The organism is Mesorhizobium sp. NFR06 (assembly GCF_900115245.1).
Classification (GTDB): domain Bacteria; phylum Pseudomonadota; class Alphaproteobacteria; order Rhizobiales; family Rhizobiaceae; genus Mesorhizobium.
In genome coordinates this window covers 147,206-168,148 of the sequence record NZ_FOVT01000006.1, presented here as the reverse complement: position 1 = coordinate 168,148, position 20,943 = coordinate 147,206, and the positions used below count along the sequence as shown (strand labels likewise).

Annotated in this window: 27 protein-coding genes and 1 riboswitch; of the genes, 13 read left to right on the top strand and 14 right to left on the bottom strand. The window is 64.7% G+C overall.

The window, feature by feature from the left end; genetic code table 11:
* Positions 1–216: 216 nt before the first annotated feature.
* Positions 217–699 (bottom strand): helix-turn-helix domain-containing protein, encoded by a 483-nt coding sequence (locus tag F3H96_RS13410; RefSeq protein ID WP_149802212.1) that lies wholly within the window; start codon positions 697–699, stop codon positions 217–219.
* Between the two features lie 90 nt (positions 700–789).
* Here F3H96_RS13410 and F3H96_RS13405 point away from each other — a divergent pair, with 90 nt between their 5' ends.
* From F3H96_RS13405 to F3H96_RS13395, 3 genes are read left to right on the top strand one after another with little or no spacing between them, the layout of a single operon-like run.
* Entirely contained in the window at positions 790–1,491 is a 702-nt protein-coding gene (locus F3H96_RS13405) for an SDR family oxidoreductase (RefSeq protein ID WP_149802211.1), read from the top strand.
* An 18-nt stretch (positions 1,492–1,509) separates the two neighbouring features.
* Positions 1,510–1,926, top strand: a complete 417-nt coding sequence (locus tag F3H96_RS13400; protein ID WP_244619993.1) for an SgcJ/EcaC family oxidoreductase — start codon at positions 1,510–1,512, stop codon at positions 1,924–1,926.
* Between the two features lie 32 nt (positions 1,927–1,958).
* Positions 1,959–2,219, top strand: coding sequence for a hypothetical protein (locus F3H96_RS13395; RefSeq protein ID WP_149802210.1), 261 nt, complete (start codon positions 1,959–1,961; stop codon positions 2,217–2,219).
* Positions 2,220–2,481: 262 nt separating this feature from the next.
* Here the strand turns inward: F3H96_RS13395 and F3H96_RS13390 are convergent, their stop codons facing one another.
* Genes F3H96_RS13390 through F3H96_RS13375 form a run of 4 tightly spaced genes read right to left on the bottom strand, consistent with a single transcriptional unit; the run spans position 2,482 to position 7,559 of the window.
* Positions 2,482–4,254, bottom strand: coding sequence for an ABC transporter ATP-binding protein (locus F3H96_RS13390; RefSeq protein WP_149802371.1), 1,773 nt, complete (start codon positions 4,252–4,254; stop codon positions 2,482–2,484).
* Positions 4,255–4,256: 2 nt separating this feature from the next.
* The gene (locus tag F3H96_RS13385) at positions 4,257–5,279 is read right to left on the bottom strand and encodes a glycosyltransferase (RefSeq protein WP_149802209.1); all 1,023 of its coding nucleotides are present in this window, start codon (positions 5,277–5,279) and stop codon (positions 4,257–4,259) included.
* A gap of 31 nt (positions 5,280–5,310) precedes the next feature.
* Positions 5,311–6,420: a glycosyltransferase family 2 protein gene (locus F3H96_RS13380; protein ID WP_149802208.1), complete on the bottom strand. Its 1,110-nt coding sequence runs from the start codon at positions 6,418–6,420 to the stop codon at positions 5,311–5,313.
* Positions 6,420–7,559: an acyltransferase gene (locus tag F3H96_RS13375; RefSeq protein WP_149802207.1), complete on the bottom strand. Its 1,140-nt coding sequence runs from the start codon at positions 7,557–7,559 to the stop codon at positions 6,420–6,422. Before F3H96_RS13375 ends, F3H96_RS13380 begins: the two co-directional genes overlap by 1 nt.
* A 645-nt stretch (positions 7,560–8,204) precedes the next feature.
* Here F3H96_RS13375 and F3H96_RS13370 point away from each other — a divergent pair.
* From F3H96_RS13370 to F3H96_RS30505, 3 genes are all read left to right on the top strand, one after another.
* Positions 8,205–9,089 carry a DMT family transporter gene (locus tag F3H96_RS13370; RefSeq protein WP_210248154.1) on the top strand — a complete coding sequence of 295 codons (885 nt, stop codon included), beginning with the start codon at positions 8,205–8,207 and terminating at the stop codon, positions 9,087–9,089.
* Between the two features lie 292 nt (positions 9,090–9,381).
* The gene (locus tag F3H96_RS30510; RefSeq protein WP_188131384.1) at positions 9,382–9,954 is read left to right on the top strand and encodes a hypothetical protein; all 573 of its coding nucleotides are present in this window, start codon (positions 9,382–9,384) and stop codon (positions 9,952–9,954) included.
* Between the two features lie 398 nt (positions 9,955–10,352).
* On the top strand, positions 10,353–10,856 hold the full coding sequence (locus tag F3H96_RS30505) for a hypothetical protein (RefSeq protein ID WP_188131383.1): 504 nt from the start codon (positions 10,353–10,355) through the stop codon (positions 10,854–10,856).
* Between the two features lie 160 nt (positions 10,857–11,016).
* On the opposite strand, the gene F3H96_RS13350 is transcribed toward F3H96_RS30505, so the two are convergent.
* The gene (locus F3H96_RS13350) at positions 11,017–11,661 is read right to left on the bottom strand and encodes a response regulator transcription factor (RefSeq protein WP_149802204.1); all 645 of its coding nucleotides are present in this window, start codon (positions 11,659–11,661) and stop codon (positions 11,017–11,019) included.
* Complete coding sequence (locus F3H96_RS13345; protein ID WP_149802203.1) at positions 11,658–13,055, bottom strand: sensor histidine kinase; 1,398 nt, start codon at positions 13,053–13,055, stop codon at positions 11,658–11,660. Before F3H96_RS13345 ends, F3H96_RS13350 begins: the two co-directional genes overlap by 4 nt.
* Positions 13,056–13,297: 242 nt before the next feature.
* On the opposite strand from F3H96_RS13345, the gene F3H96_RS13340 reads away from it, so the two are divergent.
* Positions 13,298–13,795 carry a hypothetical protein gene (locus tag F3H96_RS13340; protein WP_149802202.1) on the top strand — a complete coding sequence of 166 codons (498 nt, stop codon included), beginning with the start codon at positions 13,298–13,300 and terminating at the stop codon, positions 13,793–13,795.
* Positions 13,796–14,494: 699 nt separating this feature from the next.
* Here F3H96_RS13340 and F3H96_RS30500 read toward each other — a convergent pair.
* From F3H96_RS30500 to F3H96_RS13320, 3 genes are all read right to left on the bottom strand, one after another.
* Entirely contained in the window at positions 14,495–14,653 is a 159-nt protein-coding gene (locus F3H96_RS30500; RefSeq protein ID WP_188131382.1) for a hypothetical protein, read from the bottom strand.
* Between the two features lie 159 nt (positions 14,654–14,812).
* Positions 14,813–15,193 (bottom strand): YkvA family protein, encoded by a 381-nt coding sequence (locus tag F3H96_RS13325; RefSeq protein ID WP_149802199.1) that lies wholly within the window; start codon positions 15,191–15,193, stop codon positions 14,813–14,815.
* A gap of 58 nt (positions 15,194–15,251) precedes the next feature.
* Positions 15,252–15,434: a hypothetical protein gene (locus F3H96_RS13320; protein ID WP_036258067.1), complete on the bottom strand. Its 183-nt coding sequence runs from the start codon at positions 15,432–15,434 to the stop codon at positions 15,252–15,254.
* Positions 15,435–15,777: 343 nt separating this feature from the next.
* Here F3H96_RS13320 and F3H96_RS13315 point away from each other — a divergent pair, with 343 nt between their 5' ends.
* A complete protein-coding gene (locus F3H96_RS13315; RefSeq protein WP_095770090.1) occupies positions 15,778–15,927 on the top strand; it encodes a hypothetical protein in 150 nt (49 codons plus the stop codon).
* Positions 15,928–15,943: 16 nt separating this feature from the next.
* Here F3H96_RS13315 and F3H96_RS13310 read toward each other — a convergent pair whose 3' ends face one another.
* Complete coding sequence (locus F3H96_RS13310) at positions 15,944–16,279, bottom strand: hypothetical protein (RefSeq protein ID WP_149802198.1); 336 nt, start codon at positions 16,277–16,279, stop codon at positions 15,944–15,946.
* Positions 16,280–16,504: 225 nt separating this feature from the next.
* Here F3H96_RS13310 and F3H96_RS13305 point away from each other — a divergent pair, with 225 nt between their 5' ends.
* The 3 genes from F3H96_RS13305 (at position 16,505) to F3H96_RS13295 (ending at position 18,021) form a co-directional block, all read left to right on the top strand.
* On the top strand, positions 16,505–16,744 hold the full coding sequence (locus F3H96_RS13305; protein ID WP_149802197.1) for a CopG family ribbon-helix-helix protein: 240 nt from the start codon (positions 16,505–16,507) through the stop codon (positions 16,742–16,744).
* On the top strand, positions 16,741–17,034 hold the full coding sequence (locus F3H96_RS13300) for a type II toxin-antitoxin system RelE/ParE family toxin (RefSeq protein ID WP_149802196.1): 294 nt from the start codon (positions 16,741–16,743) through the stop codon (positions 17,032–17,034). Before F3H96_RS13305 ends, F3H96_RS13300 begins: the two co-directional genes overlap by 4 nt.
* Before the next feature lie 162 nt (positions 17,035–17,196).
* Positions 17,197–18,021 carry a Ku protein gene (locus tag F3H96_RS13295; RefSeq protein ID WP_149802195.1) on the top strand — a complete coding sequence of 275 codons (825 nt, stop codon included), beginning with the start codon at positions 17,197–17,199 and terminating at the stop codon, positions 18,019–18,021.
* An 87-nt stretch (positions 18,022–18,108) separates the two neighbouring features.
* On the opposite strand, the gene F3H96_RS13290 is transcribed toward F3H96_RS13295, so the two are convergent.
* From F3H96_RS13290 to F3H96_RS13280, 3 genes are all read right to left on the bottom strand, one after another.
* Positions 18,109–18,669, bottom strand: coding sequence for a hypothetical protein (locus tag F3H96_RS13290; RefSeq protein ID WP_244619992.1), 561 nt, complete (start codon positions 18,667–18,669; stop codon positions 18,109–18,111).
* Between the two features lie 72 nt (positions 18,670–18,741).
* On the bottom strand, positions 18,742–19,482 hold the full coding sequence (locus F3H96_RS13285) for a CbtA family protein (RefSeq protein WP_149802193.1): 741 nt from the start codon (positions 19,480–19,482) through the stop codon (positions 18,742–18,744).
* A 46-nt stretch (positions 19,483–19,528) separates the two neighbouring features.
* Entirely contained in the window at positions 19,529–19,738 is a 210-nt protein-coding gene (locus F3H96_RS13280) for a CbtB-domain containing protein (RefSeq protein ID WP_149802192.1), read from the bottom strand.
* Positions 19,739–19,882, bottom strand: a riboswitch (adenosylcobalamin (AdoCbl) riboswitch). It abuts the gene before it with no gap.
* 84 nt (positions 19,883–19,966) lie between these two features.
* Between F3H96_RS13280 and F3H96_RS13275 the strand changes: the two genes are divergently transcribed.
* Positions 19,967–20,560, top strand: a complete 594-nt coding sequence (locus F3H96_RS13275) for a histidine phosphatase family protein (protein WP_149802191.1) — start codon at positions 19,967–19,969, stop codon at positions 20,558–20,560.
* Between the two features lie 107 nt (positions 20,561–20,667).
* A complete protein-coding gene (locus tag F3H96_RS13270) occupies positions 20,668–20,940 on the top strand; it encodes a PilZ domain-containing protein (RefSeq protein WP_149802190.1) in 273 nt (90 codons plus the stop codon).
* Positions 20,941–20,943: the final 3 nt, after the last annotated feature.

The window sequence follows — 20,943 nt, the reverse complement described above, 5'->3', positions numbered from 1 at the left end:
CTGGTTCTCGAACAGGCGGGCGGCAGCATCGATGGTAAGCAGGAAACCCGCAAACAATAGACGGACCGCAACCTCAGGATCTATTCCCGGGCGGCCGTTGGCGTCGCAATAGAGATCCGCCACCTCGCCACGCAGACACAACAGATCAAGCACATGATCGACCGCGGAATGGCGATGAGGCGCTGTAGGCCACGTCGGTTCGCAAAGTATCTCCGTTCAGTCCAGGGTGAAGTTTGCTCGTATCTCGATGTCGCTCGACTGGGCTTCGGGAACGTCGTTGTCTGTGGTGACGCAGACCCGGACCGGTTGGCCGGTGCGGGCATCGACGAATGAGAATGGGGGAGAGCCGTTGTAGATATACTTATTCCCCCACAGCGAAAGCGACATGACCACCGGCAGGAGATCCTCGCCCGCGGGGGTGAGCCGGTATTCATCGCGAGCCCGGGCGCCGGGGTCACGGTAGGGGACCCTTGTGACGATCTGCGCCGATTCCAATTGTTTGAGCGCGCGAGACAGCGCCGGCGCTGAGGCCGGTATCCGATTGACGAAGTCTTCAAACCGGCTCGTGCCATAGAAGCATTCCCGCAGCACCAGGAATGTTGTCTTGGTGCTCAGCAGATCGAGCGTCTTCGCAATCGAACAGAATTCAGGACGCCACCGAGTGCGGTCGGCGAGCTGGTTCTCAACTTTCATCGACATCCGACTCTCCCCTAAATAACTATTGCGTTACCCAGATGTCTGGGGTAACTAGACTAACGGACAGGTTACCCAGAAAGGCTGGATGGCGCCATGGTCGCAGTAAGAAATGCTGTAGTGCTGGTCACCGGAGGCCAGCGCGGACTCGGCGCGGCGTTGGTCGAGGAGGTTCTGAGGCGCGGGGCCAAAAAGGTATACGTTACAGCACGCGAGCCGAAGCCGGATTCCCGCGGGTCGGTCGTCACCCAGGCGCTGGAAGTGCGTTCGTCCCAGGCAATCTCGGATTTGGCGCAAATCGCGACCGACGTGAACATCGTCATCAACAACGCCGGCGCCCTAGTGCCGGAGTCCCTGTTGACCGGTAACTTCGACGGTGTCGCCGAGATGTTCGACGTCAACGTCTATGGCCCGCTTCGCATCGCGAAGGCGTTCGCACCGATCCTGGCGGCCAACGGTGGCGGCGCAATCGTCAACATGCACTCGGTCCTATCCTGGCTCAGTGGTGGCGGCGCCTACGGCGCGTCGAAGGCCGCCATGTGGTCGTTGTCGAACTCCCTGCGCGACGAGCTGGCATCCCAGCACACGCAGGTGCTGGGCGTGCACGCCGCTTTTCTCGACACCGACATGACAGCCGGGTTGAAGGTACCCAAGACCTCGCCCGCGGTGGCGGCGGCCCGCATCGTCGACGCGCTGGAGGCCGGGGCCGCGGAGGTCCTCGTCGACGACGCGAGCGTGGCGGCCAAGGCCGCGTTATCCGGCCCGGTCGAAAATCTCAGCGTCCGCCTGCCGGTCTAAACTAACGGAGGCCAGGATATGGCGGTGAGTGGAACATCCGATGACGAGCTGGCTGCGGTCGAAGCGACGGCCATCTCCTACCTGACCGCGTTCAACCGCGCTGATGCAGCCGCCGTGGTGGCGAATTACGCCGATGACGGAGTGCTGATGGCTCCGGGCAGGCCAGCGGTCGTGGGCAAGGACGTGCTAGCCATGGTCTATCCCAAGGTGTTCGAGGCTGTCGGCTTCGACATGACCTACGAGATCAAGGAAGTCGTCCGGATGAGCGCTGAATGGGCCTTCGTCCGCAGCGCAACCGAGGGCACTGAGACGATCAAAGCAACCGGCGAAGTTCAGCCTGCACAGTATCAGGAGCTGTTCGTCCTGCGGAGATCGACGATCGGCGCGTGGCAGATCGCACGGTACTGTACGTGCAAGATCGTCCCGATGTCCTGAACGCCACCCCCGAACACACGACGGAAAGGACTATGAATATGGATTTCTTGATCACGGCGGACGCTTGGAAGAAAAAAGGGTTCGAAGCCTACCGCGCCGGGGAAGACCAAGTGGTCGCCGAGTTGCGCGCTGAAGGCGTTCTGTCGGCGGCCTATCGAAGGGCCGACGGCGGCGGCGTGTTTGGAGTTTTGCACTGTACCGATCTGGCTGAGGCGAAGGCGCAAGTGGCGCGGCTACCGTTCGTCGCCCACGGGTTCCTGGAGTTCGAGTTCGCCGAGATCGTGTCGCTGTAAGCCGGCGCAGTGCACGCGCCGTCCCGGGCCGCGAGGCCTTGGTTGACCATAAGTGAGGATGACGAATGACAATCGTGCTGGTGCACGGCGGTCCCGAAACTCGGCGGCATGGGACCTGTTGGTCGACGAACTCGTCGCACGAACCGGCGGACATCTGATCTCCATCTCCCGCTGAGGCCCCCAAACGGGGGGAGATGCCCGGCAGGGCGGAGGGGCGCGCTGTCCCGCCAGCGTCTCAGGGGGAGGCCCGGCGAATCCCCCTTCACTCCGGCTGATACAATTCATCCATGCTGCGCGCCGCCAGCGTCGCGAACGGCGCCTGCTTCTTCACCCGGCCGTGCTCCAGGATCACCAGATCGTCGCAGAACGAGATCGTCGAGTGGTGGTGGCTGATGACGATCGTCGTGCGGCGGCCGGCGCGCGATTTCAGCGTCTCCACGATCGCCGCTTCGGAGAGCCCGTCCACCGCGTTGGTGGCTTCGTCGAGGATCAATATGTCGGGGTCGCGCACCAGCGCGCGCGCCAGCGCGATGCGCTGCCGCTGCCCGGCCGAAAGGTTGACGCCGCGATAGCCGACGATGGTTTGGTAAGCTTGCGGCAGGCGCTCGATGAACTCATGCGCCTCGGCGAGCGTCGCCGCGCGGCGCGCTTCCTCGGGTGTCGCCGTGTCCTTGCCATAGGTGATGTTGTCGAGGATGGTGCCGTCCACCAGCTCCAACTCCTGGCTGGCCAGGGCGATATGGGCCCGCCACGCGACCGGGTCGATATCGCCGAGTGACGCGCCGTCGACCAGGATCCTGCCGCCGTCCGGCTCGACGAAGCGGCAGAGCAGATTGACGATCGTCGTCTTGCCGGCGCCGGAGCGGCCGATCAGCGCTGTCGAGCGGCCGCTCATGATGTCGAAGCTCGCGGCGTGCAGCACCGCCGCGCGCTGCTCCTCATTGGCATAGCTGAAGCTCACGCCGTCGAAGGCGATCCTGTCGCTCAAAGCGGCAAATGGCCGGCTGCCTTGCGGTGGCGCCGGCTTGCCCGTCGGGTCGAGCAGCCAGCTCACCTCTTCCAGCGAGCCGGAAAGCCCCTGCAACTGGCTCCAGGTCATCTGCAGCGCCCGCACATGCGGCTGCAGGCGGTAGAGTAGGATCAGGAAGGCGGCGACCAGCGGAAAGCTCAAACCCGCAAGCCAGGCGCCGATCACCACCGCCAGGAACAGCACCGCGTGCAGCACTTCGGTCAGCGGCGCCAGCGCGCCCTGGCGGTTGGCAAGCAGGAAGGCCGCCCGCCGCACGCCGTCGGAGGCCTTGTCGAACGCTGCCTTCTCGCGCGCCTCCTGGCCGAAGATGCGGATCAGCCGGCCGGCATGGACGAGATGCAGCATCTGCGAGGCCAACGCGCTGTTGCGCGCCGCCACGCTGCGGCTCGGGCCCCTGAGATGCGCCGACAGCGCCATATGGGCGGCTTGCACCAGCGCCAGGCCGAGCATCACCAGGAGCGTCATCTGCCAGGAGAACAGCAGCAGGAACACTAGCAGGATGACCGCAGCCGAGGCGCTGACGACAGCGGTGAGCATCCCCTGGATGGCGTCCGACGCCCGCCAGGATTCGTTGGAGATGATGTTGAGCAGCCGCCCTGGGCTTTCCTTCAGGAAGAAGGGATAGCCGACCGAAAGCAGCCGCTCCGCGAGCGCGCCGCGGATCGCCTGGCTGGCCTTGCCATAGATATGCGCGGTCAGCACCGAATTGGCGAAGGCAAGCAGGTTCTTGAGCAGGATAGAGCCCAGGATCGCGGCCGCAATCGCGATCAGCCGCTCGCGCTCGCCCAGTCCGGCGCCGACTTTCTGCAGCAGGGCGGAGAGGCCGGCCATGACCGTCGGCTCGCCGTGCCCCATGATGATGCCAAGCAGCGGGATGATCAGCCCGACGCCGAACCCTTCGAGCGCCGCACTTGCCAGGCCGAGCGCGACGACGACGGGCAGCAGGCCGAGCTGCCGGCGGCCGAGCGCCCGCCGCAAAAGCGACAGCGTTGGGGTTTTGCGCATGCTCATCGCGCGCCGGCCTCCGCCCTGGCTTCGGCGGCTTCCTGGCTCGGCCGTGCCTGCTGCTCCTGGCGTCCGGCGAGCACGAGCAGCATGAATTTCGCCGCGCCCGCGAGGTTCATGAGAACGATCGGCCAGTGCGACAGCCTGAGCTCCTGGTCGAAGCGCGGGCCGCCGGCCAACTCGCGCAGCGCCGCGCGGCCCGCCCAGTAGAAATGGCGCAGCAGCCAGGGCGCGCGTCGGGCATGCTTGAGACACAGCGCGCCGTTGCCGAAATGATAGTCGCGGTGCAGCCGGTCGACCGCCTTGCGGTCGCGCCTGCCATGGTGATGGAAGATCGTCATGTCGGGCACATATTCGACCGCCATGCCGGCGAGCATGGCCCGCACCAGATAGTCCGTGTCCTCGGCCGAGCGCAGCGCCCCCCCGGCGCCGAAGCGCTCGTCGAACGGGCCGATGCGGGCGGCGACGTCGCGGTGCATGGTCATGTTGCAGCCAAGCACGAAGCCGCCCGGATGGACGGCTGGCGTCAGCCGCTCGCGCCTGTCGCAGCGCTTGATGGTGAAGGGCAGGTCGCGCGGGTCGCCGATCTCGACGCGGCCGCCGCGGATCAGTCGTCTCTCGCCGCTGGCATAGTGCCGCTGCAGGTCGGCAAGGTAGTTGCGGTCGAGCCTGCAGTCATCGTCGACGAAGACCAGGATTCGCCCGCGCGCTTGCGCCACCCCCGCATTGCGCGCCGCCGCCAGCCCGGCTCGCGGCTCACGGATCGCGGCCAGCGCAATGTCGGAGGTCGCGGCGATCCGCGAAAGATATTCGGCCGTGCCGTCGCGCGAGCCGTTGTCGACCACCACGAGCTCTGCGGTGACGGCGGGATGCGCCCGGCAGGCGTCGCGGATCGATCCAATGCACGCCTCCAGCATCGCGAGCCGGTCCCACGTGCAGACGATGAAGGAAACCTGCGGCCGCCGCCTGGGCCAAGGCGGCGCCGGCGGGGCCGGGTGCAGCAGCGGATGGCGCCCGGCGTTCATGGCGCGGCTCCGGCGGTAGCGACACCTCGCCTCATGCGGCCCCCATCCGGTAGGGCGCGAGCGCGGACGCCGCCGGCGCCGATTGGAAGCGGTAGGCGACCCAATCCGCCCGTTTTCCCGCCCACATCGAGGCCTGGCTGAGCCATGGCGCCCAGGCGCCGGGGCTGAGCGCGTATTTCTCGCGGCGGCGGATGGCGTTCCATTTCGCCGTCAGCGTCAGCAATTCATGCGTCAGCGCCGGGCGTTCCTCGTCGTTGACGAGCTGGTAGAGGAAATAGAACAGGTTCAGCGCGCCAGCCTCGAAGCTCGGCCGTGTCGTGTCGGGCAGGGCGGCGATCCGCTCTTCCAGCGCGTGGATGAACCCTGCCGCCCGGCGCACGGTCTCGACGGAAACCACATCGCCGATGGCGCGCAGGTCCGAGGTGTCGTCCGCGAGGCGCTCGCGCTCGAGATTCTCGCCGACGATCCTGAGGTGCGTGCGCCGCATCTCGCTCGCGTGCCGGCTGGTCACGCTGCCGGGATGGATCCGGTAGACCAGCAGGCTCTCCTTCATCATCGCCGCCGGATAGCGGTCGGCGAGCCGCCGGAAGAGGTCGAAATCCTCGGCATGGCCGTAAGAGCCGTCGTAATGAAGGGCGGCGGCGCCGATGACCCGGCGGTTATAGACCACCGTCGGGTGCATGAAGATGGTGAAGAATTTCGCCAGCACCGGCAGGTCGAGGCGGAACACCGGATCGGGCCTGCCCCGCGCTATGCGGCCGTGCAGCAATGTGTCGACGAGTGATCCGCAGAAGCCGAGTTCCGGCCGCGCGGCAAACAGCGCCGCCTGGCGCGACAGCCGCCAGGGATAGGCGAAGTCGTCGGCGTCCATGCGCGCCACGAGTTCGCCCTGCGCGACCGCCAGACACTCGTTGAGGCTGGCGACGAGGCCGCGGTTCTCGCGCGAGATGAGGCGAACGCGGCCGTCGGCCTTGCGGCAGCGTTCGAGGATTTCCAGCGAGCGGTCGGTCGATCCGTCGTCGATGGCGATGACTTCGAGCCGGCGGTAGTCCTGCCGCAGGATCGAGCCGATCGCGGCAGCGACGAAGGGCTCGGCATTGTAGACCGGCAAAAGCACGGAGATGAGGGGCGCGCTCGCCATCATCGCCTCGCCTCCGTTCGCCGAAGCTCGAGCCCACCGGCCGTCGGGCTGATCCAGTTGGTCTCGCCCGGCGCGCGTGCGCGTCTAACGTAAGGAAAATAGCGCTTGAGGCTGTTCAAAGGCCTTTCGAACAGCACCCAGGACAGCGTGGCGGCGGCGATCGTGCCTGCGCCGGCGACCAGGAACCGGCCCGGCCCCTGTTCCGACACATCGAGCGGGATCCAGGGCTGCGCCTTGACGACATAGGCCAGGAGGATCGAATGGTAGAGGTAGACGCCGTAGCTGATGCGGCCGAGCAGAAGCAGCGGCCGCAACTCGGCCAGCCTGCCGAGCGTGCCGCCGAGGCCGGTCGAGCAGGCGGCGACGATCGCCACCATCGGCACCAGCGGCAGCACCTGCACCAGCACCCAGCGCGGCCACTCCCATAGCGAATTCGCCGGCCCAGGGTCGGACCGGACGACAAGCAGGAAGACCGCCGCCAGGGCCGGCCAGCCGAGCCGCATCCATCGCGGCACACCGGCGCCCCTGGCGTGGCGGACCGCCAGCAGGGCGCCGCCGCCAAGCGCGTCCATCGAGGCCGGCGGCAACAGGTCCCGGGCGAGCGCCGGGTCGGCCGCGACCGGCCAGTAGAAGCGGCAGGCGAGCGAGAAGGCGATGACGGCTATGGTGATCGCTTCGATGCGCCGGCGCGGCGCCAGAAGCACGATCAGCGGCCAGGCGAGATAGAACTGCTCCTCGATGCTGAGGCTCCAGAAATGGCAGAGCAACCAGGGCGTCCAGTCGTTGCGGTGTGCATACCAGAAGTTCGAGAGATAGAGCGCATGCCAGGCGAGCGACGATCTGGCCTGTTCCAGGTCGGTCAGCCAGACGAATGCCAGCACCGCGAAATAGGGCGGAAATATCCGCAGCGCGCGCCTGGCATAGAAGGACCGCAGCGCCGGTCCGGCCTCGAATGCGGCGGCGTCGCGCGCCTCCAGCAAAAGCCGTGTGATCAGGAAGCCGGAGAGCACGAAGAACAGCCGCACGCCGAGATGGCCGAGGAAGGAAGAGCCGCCGGACGCGAGAAAATGCGAATAAAGCACCAGCATCACGGCAACGGCCCGCAGCGAATCCAGCTGAATGTCGCGGGTGTTGGCCATCAGTGGCTTCCGCGGGCCGCATGTCTCCCATGATGCGAAGGAGGGATGACACGAGGCCATGCCGGCAAGCGTCGCTTGCCGGGCCCAAGGTGCCGACCGCCGGCGGCGGTCAGCGCACTGCCCACTGTCACGTGTATGACGGAATCCTCCACTGTTTTATCGCGAACGATTGTCGCCGCGATGTTGCGGCGCAACACACAATGCCTTCACGGCTGAAACAAAGTCGTGATCCCTGCGTCGAAGGTTATGAATTCCCTCAAATTTTTTTGGAGCGAAGCCTGTGGTCCTAAAATATATGGGACTTTAGTCCCGAGAGTCGGTGGATAATAATTGGTGAAGTGTGTTGAAGTAATATCCGCAACTTTCGCTAGAGTATTGGAAGCAATGTCAAAGTGCAGAGATTTGTACTCCAACGATACTGTGGGCCGTTGGTCGAAATCGCTTTGAGTTCAAGGTGTTGTGCGCTGCGGCAGTGATCTTGCCGCACTGCGGTGCATGCCTCCGGTGGAGAGCGGGGCGGCGTATGGGGCCGGCAACCATCCCTTGTCCCAGCCGACCGTCTCTCGCTGCCTCACGACAGGCGCCGCGCTTCGCGCTAAGCCCCACCGACCCCGTCGCGCCAGGACGGATATGGGAGAGGAATGCATGTCATCGCCGGCCGTCAGCTCAGCTCCCGGGGTGGGCGCCATGCCCGTGTTCGGCCTGCTTGGCGCCATGCTTTCCGTGCAGCTCGGCGCCGCTTTCGCCAAGAGCCTGTTCCCGGTGCTCGGCTCGGAAGGCACGACGATGCTGAGGCTCGCCATCGGCGCGCTGATGCTGGCGGCGGCGCTGCGGCCATGGCAGGTGCTGCCCTCGCGCCGGAACATGCCCTGGCTCGTCGCCTATGGCGTCACCGTCTGCGCCATGAACATGCTTTTCTATGCCGCGCTCCAGCGCATTCCGCTCGGCATCTGCGTGGCGCTCGAATTCACCGGGCCGCTGTTTGTCGCGACGCTTGGCTCCAGGCGCCTGCTCGACCTCGTCTGGGTGGCTTTGGCGATAGTCGGCATCGTGCTGCTTTCGCCATTTGCCGATGCCAGCCGCGGGCTCGATCCGGCGGGTGTGGCGCTGGCGCTGGCGGCCGGCGCCTGCTGGGGGCTCTACATCGTCTTCGCGCAGAAGGCCGGCGCCGAGCTTGGCGTGCGCACCTCCGCCTATGGCATGGCTATCGCCGCGGTGCTGGCGCTGCCTTTCGGCTTCGGCGCCGCGCAACCCTATCTCGGCGACCCGCACATCATGGCGGGCGCGGCCGTGGTCGGCCTGTTCTCCAGCGCGCTGCCCTTCTACCTGGAAATGCTGGTGCTGGCCCGCATGCCCGCCAAGGTCTATGGCATGCTTGTGTGCCTGGAGCCGGCGGGCGGCGCCTTGACCGGCTTTCTGTTCCTGCATGAGAAGCTCAGCCTGCTGCAATGCGCCGGCATCGCCGCGGTCATTGCCGCCGTCTTCGGCACGGCGGTCGCGGCACGGCGGCCGGTGCCGTCGCCCGCCTGAATCCGCCTGCCGGACCTGCCGCGCGCCGAGCCTGGAAGTGTGCAGCGGGTCTGCGCCGCGTCGTAAGGCTTGGCCGGCTTGGAAAAAATCGACCTCCGGCGGCAATGTCCGACCACATCCGGTGGTTGAAATCAGACTTAGGTCCTACGGAAAAGCGCAATAAGTCCGAGTGGACAAGACAAGGGTCGTGGGCCACTTCCTTATGCACAGCCGATTGGGGATGCTTATGCTGCGACATTGCCGGTGGGGTAGTGCGGCCGACGGGCCGAAGGGCTGGCGTGGGGAGATGGGGATGCGCGGAACGCGCATGGGCCGCAGGCTGGTCTTGCCGGCGCTGGTTGCGTCGGCGCTTGTCGTCGCGCCTTTCACTGTCTCTCTCGATGGTCCGGTCGTGACCAAGGCCTATGCCGGCAAAGGCGGCAATGGCGGCGGAAACGGCGGCGGCAACGGCGGAAACGGCGGCGGCGGCGGGAAGGGCAGCAGCGGGAGCGGCGGAAGCAGTAACAGCGGGAGCGGCAGCAGCGGCAGCGGCGGAAACAGTAACGGCGGTAACAGCGGCGACAGCGGAAACAGCAACGGTAACAACGGCAACGGCAATAGCGGCGACAACAGTGGGAACAGCAGGGGCAATAGCGCGACGCACAACAGCCCCAGCGCGGCAAGCGCCGCCGATGTCGAAAGTCACGTGAACGCCCTCACCGGCGATAAAGTCGAAGCCAGCCGCAACCGGATCCAGGTCACGCACCGCAATGGAATGAAGGAGAAGATCGAGAACGGCCGGTTCAGGATGGAAGACAAATACGGACGCACCATCGTCGACCGCCAGGCCACCGTTGCCGATCTCGATCGCCTGAAAAGTTTGTGAGTTTGTGAGAGTGAGGTTTTATCGGGATTAGATCTTAAGGGACCGAAGGTTAGCGCTGCAAAATTAGGTTGCCACCTTTTGCTTCGTCGCTTCGATCCTGATCGTCTTGCGGTAGAACTTTGCCACTCACCTTGCCCCCGCCGTCGTGCGGGGGTAATTTTTTGAGCCTCGGCCCCGTTTCTGCGCGCCGCGCTTTGGCCTTGGCGAGGCCTTGTCGACTGCGACGTTGGTCACCCATGGCGGCCGAAATGGTCCGACAGGCCGGGGCATGGGTCGGAGGCCGCTTCCGTCGCCCCGCCGGAATGTGAATCCTTGCCAGGTAAGACACCGGTTCCGCTTCGCCTGTGCCGCGAGCGGAACTTCGGCCGGCCGAGGTGGAACCGGAACAAAGAGAAGATATGCGATATCGTCGTTTCAGCAGGCTTGCCTGGTTGGTCTTGCGCGTCTCGAGCGCGCTGGCGCTGGCGCTTGCGCCTTGGCACGTTACCTTTGATGGCGCCCCAAGGATTGCCGCCGCCACAGCCGATGCCGGCGGCGGTCGCGGCGGCAGTGGTGGTGGTGGCGGCAACGGCGGCGGCAACGGCGGCGGTGGCAATTCCGGCTCGCAGGGCGGTTCGAATTCCGGTTCGGCCGGCGGCTCGAATTCCAGCAACGGCAGCAACGGCAACGGCAACGGTCAGGGCCAAGGCAACAATTCGGCCTCGGAAGCGACCGGCAGTCACGTCAACACGGCGACCGGCGACAAGGTCGAAGTGACCGGCAACAGCATCACGGTCGTCCATCCCAACGGCATGAAGGAAGAGATCGATAACGGCCGCTTCGAAATGACGGACGCGCAAGGCCGCACCATCATCGAGCGCCAGGCGACGCAGGAAGACCTGTCGCGCCTGCAGGGCCTGTGAGGGCCTGGAGGAGCTACCCCCTTTTTCCGGGCCTCGCATGTCACCCCCGCCCCGTGAGGCGGGGGTGATTTTGTTTGTAGGCGGGCAGTAGGCAGTAGGCAGTAGGCAGTAGGTGTCCTTTTTCCCACTGCCTACTGCCTATTCCCTATTCCCTATTCCCCTAGTGCCTTTCCCTTGCCTCATGCATCAGCAGCGCCGCTTCGGTCCGGTTGCGCACGTTGAGCTTGGCGAGCACCCTGGTCATGTGATGCTTGACCGTCTTTTCCTGCAGCGACAGCCGCGCGGCGACTTCCTTGTTGCTCAGCCCTTCCCCGACCAGCTTCAGGATCTCGGCCTCGCGTCCGGTGAGTTGGCTGAGCGGATCGGGCTTGCTGCCGGCGGGCTGCAGAAGGTCGGAAAGCAGCCTGGCCGAGAGGCTCGGCGAGACGTAGCTCTGGCCGTTGGCGACATCGCGCAGGATGTCGGCCAGCGCCTTGGAGCCGACGCCTTTCAGCACATAGCCGCGCGCGCCGGCCTTCAGCGCCTGGGCGACGTCGGCATTGGTCTCCGATACGGTGAGCATGACGACCTTCTGGTCGGGCGTCGCCAAAAGGATGCCGGCAAGCGCGTTGAGGCCGCCGCCCGGCATGCTGATGTCGAGCAGAAGGATATCGGGCGTGCTGGCGCGCGCCAGCCTTTCGGCGTCCTCGGCGCTGGCGCCTTCGCCGACAAGTTCGAAGCCGCCGATCTCGCCGAGGCTGCGCGCCACGCCCTCGCGAAACAGTGGATGGTCGTCGACTATGGCTATGCGGATGGGTGCGCTCACGTTTGCTCCTCGACAGACAGGGTGATCACCAGTCTCGTTCCTCCGGGGCCGGACAGCGTCTCGAACTGTCCGCCTATGCTTTCGATGCGCTCCCTCAGGCCCGCAAGCCCAAGGCCCTCGCTTCGGGCCGGGTCGAAGCCAGGGCCGGTGTCCAGCACCTCGACCACGAGCTTGCCGCCCTTCGTCGTGGCTCTGACCTGCTGGCCCTTGCCCTTGCCGTGACGGTAGGCATTGTTCAGGCCTTCCTGCACGAAGCGATAGATGCTGATCTTTTCCGATGTGCCGAGTTCCGGCAAGCGCTCGGGCAGGGTTAGCAACACCTTGGTGTCGGTGCGGCGCTCATGCTCGTTCACCGCGAGCCGCAAAATATCGGCGATGGCCTGCGCCTCGATCTGCGGCAGCACCAGCCCGTTGCAGATGCCGCGTATCTCGCGCATCGCTTCGCCAAGGGTCCTGTGTATGCCGGCGATCTCGGCTTCGCGCAGCGTGCTCGATGTGGCCGGATCGATCAGCACCGGACTGTCCATCCTGAGCGCGGCGAGCGCCACCAGTTGCGCCGGCCCGTCATGCAGGTCGGCGCCGATGCGCCTCAGATATCGCTCGTTGATGGCGGTGGCGCGGCGCGAGGCCCTCTGCACGCGCTGGCGCAGCGACGAGTTCTGTGCCAGCGTCTTCTGCAACTCGGAAACCTTTGCCTCGAGCGCCGCCTGCTGGGTGACGATGGTGCGGCTGCCGCGGAAGACGATGCCCGAGAGCAGCGCAAGCGCCGTCGCCGTGGCGGCTGCCACCACCAGCCAGCTCCACAACAGGGCGGAGTGCAGTGATTCCTCGAAGTCGCCGGACAATTCGTAGAATTCGGTGACGGCCACGACCTCGCCCGACCAGGGTTCGCGCACCGGGTTGTAGATCTCGAGCAGCGGAACGCCCATTGACCGTTCCTTCTCGTCTTCCTCGTCTTCGAGCCTGTTGTATTTGACCATCACATTGCCGGCGAAAGCGGCAATGAGGTTGGCGTTGGGCGTGATCCGCCTGCCGATGAGATCGGGGTCCTTCGAATAGAGAATCGTGCCGTCGCGCCGCCACAGCTTGAACGATACCAGCCTTTTGCCCAACGCGCCCTGGCCCAGCGTCTCGTCCAGCGCCCGCTTGACGGTGTCGTCGAGCTCCTGGCTCTTGCGCATGTCGGGCAGCAGCGGCGCGATCACGCTGTCGACATAGAGCGCGGTGGTGGCGGCGGAATTGTGCAGGACGCCGTCACGGATCTGCGATGTCACCCATAGGCCGACCACGAGCATCACCGCCAGAAGGCCGATGCCGCCCGCGATCACAAACTGCCAAGCCAGTGACAGTCCGCTCCAGATTCGTGCAAGTCGTTTCAAATACCTCCCGAACATCGGCACCGCTCACCCACCCGTCCGCGAGATTATAGGCGAGGCAATGCAATTGCGACACCGACCTTGGTCTGTGCCCATGGGGAAGGTTAATGCAGGCCGGTCTGAGCTCAGGCCGGCAGACGGGCACTTGTTCGCGACGAGCGAGATCCTCTCGGCCCGCCGAATGGCAAAGCCCGCGCCGCTCCTGTTGACGGGGAATGCGCGGGCCGGCTGCCACCTGAGACTGCGGATCATGTTCTGCGATGCCGACAGAACCACCAATCAAGCCCGAGGTCCAGACCAAAATACGTATGTCTTGCCGTATAGATAGCCAGATTTCAGCCGCCTCTCTCGGCACGGTTTTTTGTCGGTCGTTTGTGGATGCGGCAGATGGCTGCCGACCCGTGGGGTGGTCGACCGGCAAGACCGTTCACATGGGCAGGCCGCTCAGTCCCCGGATCAAGCCGCGAAAATCGTCGCAATTGCCCCCAAAAGAAGTCGGCGCCGGCGTCTTGATGGGCCGAACGAGCGCCGCCTATACGATGGTGTCACCTTGCGGTTCTTGGCAAAGCGTTATGGACGCCGGCACAAAAAAGCATGGAAAAAACCACCTCTTGTCGATTTTTGAGCTCGAGGCACTGCGCGAAGCGTTCAGGCTGTCGGTTCGCGAGAACGACGTCGCGGAAGCGGACTGGGCGCGGCATGCCGAGCTTTTCGTCGAAAGGATGCGGCAACAAGGCAGCCGCTTAACGCGGGCCTGAGCATTCGGGCCGTTGGGGCTGCTCGGACCTTTGCGCCGATGCTTAGGACCTCAGCGATAATTGCGGGCGCAACGGGAAACGGACAGTCTATTTCCGCGCCGGCTCCCCCCAAGGAAACCCAATGGCCGGCGTCTTAGCCCGGCTTGCCTGTCAAAGAGCCGTACTCTTTGTCGCCAAGGCAAGCCGGGCTACTCAATCCGCCGATCCCGGCACTATCGCCCCTACGCTCGATATCGCCATCCGTCATGGCAATAAGCAATGCGCGGCGCGATGCCTGCGGCCATGGCCAGTAACTCAGAGGTCGGGGAGGGCGTCCGTCCACCGACGGAACGAAAGGCGGGGTAAGCGCGTTTCCGCCGCGATGCCGAGGGTCCCTTATCGTCACCAGGCCGAAAGGCCTCTCCAGGCCTCCGTTGCCGAGGCGGAACGCCTGGCGCGCGCGCAAAAAAATGCCAGGCTGAAGAGCCTTCGCACCCATGCCTCATGGCTGGTGCTCGACCCGGATGCGCCTTTCCAGGAGGAGATCGACTGTTCGGCCCTGCTCGGCGACCTGTCGGTCCGAAAGGTCCCTCACGAGAGCTAATGCATGTCGCCCAGAAGTGTGCAGCGGTTCTGGGAGAACGACATGCATCAAAACAAAGACTTAAACGCGTCGCCTGAATCCGTTTCAGCGCGACGCGCTTTAATGCATGTCGCCCATTACGCAAATTGCAATCTGGCCGCGGCGTCCTCTCGCGATATCTCGATCAGCCGCGCAATCGCCAATGGTGTCATCAGCGCAAGGAACGCCGTGACATCGAGGAAGATCGACCATGCCAGATCAAACGCGCTATGGTCGTAGCAGACTGCAAAATCCATCACGCCTCACCCTTTGCCCCATGCGCATGTCGTTTCACGCGCTCGACAAGGATGATCCTGATTTGAAACGAATACAAGAGGTCGCTAATTCGAGTGGTGAGCCGGTTTGATTGCAGCTGCCAGCTCAAACGGGATCGTCCTATCGGACCGGAACGGAACTTAGGCCGACTTCGGCCAGAACAGCCAAAGCAGCGCCAGCGCCGCCAGCACCCAGAGCGCGATCACGAAGGCCAGGCCGGCCTTGCTGACCGGCTTCTCGTGCCGCGTGGCCTCCTCGCGGAATTCCTGCATCAGATCGGACGGGACCAGCTTGACCGCGAGCATGATGCCGACCGGCACGATCAGAAGGTCATCCAGATAGCCGACGATCGGGATGAAGTCCGGGACGAGATCGATGGGGCTGAGCGCATAGGCGGCGACGGCGCCCGCGGTGGCTTTTGCGTACCAGGGCACGCGCGGATCGCGGGCGGCAATCCACAGCGCCACCACATCGCGCTTGATCCCGCGCGCCCACTGCCTTGCCGAGTCGAGTGCCGACATGCGTTACTATACGGCCGCGCGGACCGTCAGGCCAACAGACGGGCGATGGCTCGACCGCTCAGGCGCAGTCCTTCAGCTCGACGACCTCGACACCCAGCCGAAAGGCCTGGCCGTCGGCATAGGAACGCGCATACTGCTCGGCCTCGAAGGGGAAGATGAGTGTCGTGCCATAGGCGGTGACGCGCACCGTCCACTTCTGGCCCCTGACGAGTTCAACACCGTGAAGCTTCGCCGTCACCATCTCACCCTCCTCAGATCCGGCACACAAGCGACATCCGCATAACGCCGCAAAAATCATTTGAGTACAAATAATTCGACTCAATCGTGTCGTTACGATGTCGATTCCGACATTGGGTCGCTTGCGTCCGTGAAATGGTTCACTGACAGCAGCACTTTTCGGCCGCCGGGCGCGAGCAAGGGGACGCTCGCCCGGAACCGTGACGGTTGCGGCGGGTTAGAGTCCTAAAGCGCGCCGCGCTGAAACGGAAATCAGGCGACACGCTTTGCGTTTTTGTCTGATGCATGTCGATGTCCCAGAACCGCTGCACACTTCCGAGCGACATGCACTGGCACAGGAGGTTGCCATGATCCGCAAACTGAAATCCGGCGAATACAGGCTCTATTCGCGCAAGGTCGATCCCAGGACTGGCAAGCGCCGCAATCTCGGCACCTTCAAGTCGCGCGAGGCGGCCGAAAAGCACGAACGCGAAGTCCAGTATTTCAAGCGTCACTAAAGCGCGTCGCCTGATTTCACCCAGGCGGTCGCGGCGGGGTGCGCGGGCGAGGGTGGGCGGGCACGTTCGAGCCGATATGGTCGAGGTCGCAACGTCTCGTCACCATCTCCACCGACTTGGTGTCGACGGTCACGCGCCCCAGCACCTGCACGGTGGTGCGTCCGAGATCCTCGTCGACATGGACGACGTCGCCCTCGAGCCTGAGCTTGTCGCCCACCTTGGCGTAGGGCTCGACCATCGAATAGCCATGGCCATCGCCGTCGAGCTTCAGCGTCACGCGGTCCTTGCTACGCTCGATCACCGTGGCGATGACGGCCACCCTGTCGCCTATCTCCACTGCCGGCCGTTTCATTGCGGCCTCCTTTCCGCTCCGTGCGGGTACCTCGCCGACGGAGCCGGCTGATGAAAACAAACGGGAAAACAAGCATTTGGTTGCCCCTGGATCGAGTGCCGGAAGGGCGATTGAGGATTTGATCACAAGCGGAAGCGCCGACGCCGTATGATCGACAACGCTTTTTTTGAACCTTGACGGATAGAATTGGTTCTTCCAAAATCATTGTGAACCAAAGGAGTTCGCATGGCCGCCTTTACGGTCCGTGTGTCTGACGACACGGCAAAAAAGCTGGAAGAAATCGCGCTGAAGATGGATCGATCCCGATCCTACACGGCGGCCGAGGCGATCGAGGAATATGTTGCCCGCCAGGAATGGCAATTGGCCGAAATCGAAGCCGGACTTGCCGAGGCAGACGCCGGTGACTTCGCCGGCCCTGACGAACTCGCCAGCGTTGTCGCCAAATACGTCAAACCCAATTCATGAGCCGCCGCATTGTCCGCTGGACCCGCAGGGCGACCTTGCGGTTGGACCAAATAGGCGACCACATCCTGAAGGACAGTCCGGGCGCTGCCGGCCGGGTCATCGCGCGAATCGTTTCGGCAGTGGACAAACTCTGCGAGCAGCCGGGGATGGGGCGTTCCGGCCGCATCAAAGGAACGCGGGAACTGGTGTTCGCCGATATTCCCTGCATTGTCGCTTACCGCGTCACGACCTCGGCGGTTGAGGTCGTGACTGTCATGCACGGCGCCCAACGCTGGCCCGACAAATTGTAGGCGTGCGCGGCTCCGAGGCCCTTACGCGGCCGCGACAGCGCGACCGCATCGGTGTGCTCGCCCTGCCCAGACTTCCTTTTCCGCGGATGAACCGGAAGTCCCGCCTCACGGAACCAACGCGCGTCGCTGAAAGTTCCTGTCGATCAAGAGCGAGGACGGCACATGGTTGCGCCACGCGCGGTTTGGAAGGGCTTTCTCAAGGTCGGATCGGTGTCCTGCGGCGTCAAGCTGGTCGGCGCGACCAGCGAGGCCGGCAAGGTGCATTTCAAGATCCTGAACCGCAAGGACGGCCTGCCGGTGAAAAGCGCCTATGTCGACGAGGAAACCGGCGACATCGTCGAGAGCGAGGACCAGACCAAGGGTTACGAGCTGGATAAGGGCGAGTACGTCGAGATCGAGCCGGACGAGATCAAGAAGCTCAGGCCGACCTCGGCGCATACGCTGGAGGTCGACGGGTTCGTCGCCCTGGACGACATCGACACCCGTTACCTGGAAAAGCCCTATTACCTCGTCCCCGCCGACGGCGCGGCGCTGGAGGCCTTCAGCGTGCTGCGCGAGGCGATGAAGAAGAAGCGCGTCGCCGCGCGCTCCTGCGTGGTGCTTTACCAGCGCGGCCGCGAGGTCGTCATCCAGCCTTTCGGCAAGGGCATGCTGCTCACCGAGCTGCGCACCCGCAACGAGATGGTATCGGAAAAAAGCGTCTTCGAGGACTTGAAGTCGCCCAAATACGACAAGGACCTGCTCGAGATTGCGGAGCTCTTGATCGACAAGAAGGTGACGAAGTTCGATCCCTCGAAATTCGAGGACACCTATGAAGATGCGCTGATTGCCATGATCGATGCCAAGCGCAAGGGCAAGAAGCCGCCCAAGGCGGCACCCAGGCCGAAGGAGAATGTCGTCGACCTCGCCTCGGTGCTGAGGAAGAGCCTCGCCAAGGAAGGCATCGAGGCGCCCTCGAAGGCGATGCCTGCCCGCAAGTCGGCCTGATCAAGCTATCGGTCGAGCCGAGCGAGGGCCGAGCCCGGCATTGCCCGCTTGCCGGCGCGTAAGAATCCGTTTCCAGCGCGACGCGCTTCAGGCCGCGCGGGTACGCGGCGCGCCGAAGATCGACCATGCGGCGGCGACGAGCGCCGCCATCGTGACCAGGAACACGGCTAGGCTCGGCAGATGGGCGAAAATGTCCCGCCATCTGGGCTCGACGACCGCGCCGGTGCTGAAACGCTCGCCGCTGAACTGGCACAGGATCCAGGAGGCGCCGCTGCGCACCATGTCGGCATCAATGTCGGAGATCAGCGCCTTGGCGTCATGTTCGGCCGACGGCATCGTCGCCATATGGGTGAGCAGCGCCTTGGCGGTGGCGAGATAAGCGTGGCTGCATTCGTTGAAGGGACTCGCTTCGTCGCGCAGGCTTCCCGGCATCAGGCCCCAAAGGCAGTAGGTGAATTGCAGATTGCCATGGTTGTAGAGCCGCCGGAAGGTCGGGTCGGTCACGGTCTGGCGCCGGGCAAGGTCCAGGATGTCGCTGCGATAGCGCGCGATCACCGCCATCTGGCCGTGGGTGAGGCTGGGGATCTGGATGCCAGGGGGAGGCGGGGCCGAAGACCCGCTATGCGCCTGCGCCGATGTGGCCAGCATCACGAACAATGCAGCCGCCAAAAAGAAGTTGGGCGCCAGGGTGCAAAACCGTGGCGGCCAACGCATGGGATTTCAGGCGTAGCGGCGTGCCGGGCCGCGCTGGTCGCGCACTCCGACAACGCGCTCGACGACCGCGCCGAAGCCGAGCCCGACGACGGTCCAGAGCACGAGCTGGATGCCGAGCGAAGCGACGCGGAACTGCCACAGCACGGTTGCCGAGAAGCTTTCCGGCACCTCGTTGATGTCGGGAAGTGCTGCCTTCACCAGCGCGAAGACGACGAGGAAGGCGAGCGCCGCTGCGATCGAGGCGTTCCAGGCGCCGAGCCGGTTCCACAGCCGCTGCGCCAGGCCGACCGCCGCCACCATCGCCGCGATCGAGATCACGATCATGATGAAGAACAGCTCGGTGCGGTAGGCGATGGTTTCGGGATTGCCGACCGCCGGCGGGTTCGCCGGATATTTGAGCCCAGGCACCACGATCACGGCAAGGAAGCCGAGCAGCGCCAGCAGCGCCGAGGTGCCGCGCGGGCCGAGCGAGCCCAGGCGGCCATAGGCATAGGCAAAGACCAGCGAGAACAGCCCGCCAAGGGCGGCGCCATAGACCAGCACGCCGGTCGCTAGGCCAATGCCCGCCTGTATGGCACGGCTGACCATCTCGGGCTCCGGCGCCTCGCCGGCGGCCTGGGCCTGCTGTTCCTCGAAGGCGATCGCCTTGTCGACCTGCGGCTCGCCATAGACGCGTGCGAAGGCGAATGCCAGAATCCCCGCAACCAGCCCGACAAGCATGCCGCGCAGCAAAAGTTTTCCGACCATGTCAGTAACTCTTTGTCGAAAGCGAGTTCAGCGATGCTGAACCGCTTTAGTGGCAGGGGAAGCCGAGCAGGTGGCGGCCGTCATGCACGAATTCGTGCACATAGGTGCCGCGGATCAGCGAGGTGGCGCCTTCTTCCGCACCGATGAAATAGATCGCCAGCATCAAAAGCAGCCCGCCGAAGATGGCCCAAGGCAGAAGCTCGCGGACCGGAATGGCAACCGGACCGTAGCTGGGTGCGAAAGTGGTGTCGGACATTTTGACCTCCCGTGGGATACTGCGTCCCGTTGATCGAACAATGCTGCGGGATAAGGCCTGACTTTCGGCTGGTGCCGATCACAGTGGCGCGACCGTGCCGGACTCGCACCGGCTTCCAATCCCGTATCGCGTTAAGACACTTGTCAGCACTTCGTTCGCCTGTCAACGAATTGTAATGGCCGGCACGGCTTCGTGAGGCTGAATTTTCACTGGTCCACGGAGTTTTTCATGCTTGCCCGCCTGACGATGATCTCGAGCGGGGCGACGCAGGCTACCCGCAAGGGCCGCTTTCCGAAGGACGAGGCGCTGGAGCCGCAAGCCCTCGCACGCGCCGCCGCGCTGTCCGCTACGCTGCGTCGTGCCGACCGCGTCTGGACAAGTCCGGCGCCCGCGGCGCGGCAGACGGCCGGGGCGCTTGGCCTTGACGCGACGGTCGAGCCGCTGCTTGCCGACCAGGATTTCGCGCGCTGGGCCGGCAAAAGCTTCGAGGAGGTTCAGGTCGAGGACCCGGAAGGCATGGCGGCCTGGTTTTCCGATGTGGACGCGGCGCCGCACGGCGGCGAACCGCTTGCCGCCGTCGCCCGGCGCGTCGCCGCGCTGATGCAGCGCCTGGCCGCCGGGAACGGCCACACGATCGCCATCACCCACCCGGTCCTCATCCGCGCCGCGATCGTTCATGTCCTCGGCGCGCCGCTTTCCTCGGTCTGGAGGATCGACATCGAGCCGCTCAGCCTGACCGATTTTCGCAGCGACGGCCGCCGCTGGGTGCTGCGGGCGAGCGGGGTCGGTGCTTTGCGCGGCGCGACGCCTGCCGCCGATTGATTCGCCGTTTCAGCAGTTGCTAACGGAACGGAAACGCCTCGCTGCTACGGTGCAATGGCGGGCGAGGAAGCGAGGCCCGCCGAAGAAACGTCCGGATGTGTAAGGCCATGGCCAGCTTTCCCGAAATAGAGCGTCGACTTCACGCGCGCGAATTCGTGCTCAAGGAAGCCACGATCGTCACCGGCAGCAGCAGGATCGCCTGCTCGGTCAGGAACCAGCATCAGCATGGCGCGGAATTGCGCGTCGCCGCGGATGCCGCCATTCCGGAGCGCTTCCTGCTCGAGGTTCCCGCCGACGACACCGACTATCGCGCCCTGGTGCGCTGGCGGCGCAATGACCGCATCGGCGTGGCGCTCTACAGCAACGAGATGAAGGATTGACGC